The sequence below is a fragment of the Proteus sp. TSJ240517 genome (genome assembly GCF_047921575.1).
Lineage (GTDB): Bacteria > Pseudomonadota > Gammaproteobacteria > Enterobacterales > Enterobacteriaceae > Proteus.
In genome coordinates, this window is record NZ_JBLRMH010000031.1 from 1 (window position 1) to 559 (window position 559).

Consider the following 559-nt stretch of genomic DNA (forward strand, 5'->3'; position numbering starts at 1 on the left):
AACCTCTCGACGTTATGCCTTTAAGGTTTTTAGAACCTTAGGGCAATATTCAGATAATAAACCCAGTTATGCGACTCACAGCACTAAAGGCTTTGCCATGATTGTGGAGTGGCAAGTGAGTGGTTCTGGATGGGGAACACAATCTGAAAACCGCATCATTGATAATTTTGATTGGAAATGGACAAATCAATCTCCTGTGATGGGACCAGCTCAATTAACGAATGGCTCTGTGGAATATATCTATTTACGGGGAGGCGCTAAATACCAACTCACTAAGCATAAAAGTGTTAACCATCAAATCATCACCAGCACTTACACTAATAACAAACAATCGGTGGCACCAAAAGGATTTGTGATGAATGAAGTGCCTAAGTCCAGCGAACAGAAAGCCAATGCAACGGCGAATGCGGTAAACCAACTTGAAACTAAGGTAACTGAGGTCTCAGGAAAGGTGACCTCGACCGCCCAACAAGTGACTCGTTTAGAAAGCCAAGTGGGCACAAGTTCAGCCAAAATCGAACAAACGTCTAAAGTGGTCACTGATTTAAATGGCAAAATC

Annotated in this window: 1 pseudogene; it reads left to right on the top strand. The window is 42.6% G+C overall.

The features are described from left to right. A pseudogene (locus ACNARN_RS18630) lies at positions 1-559 on the top strand (hypothetical protein); the annotation flags it as partial.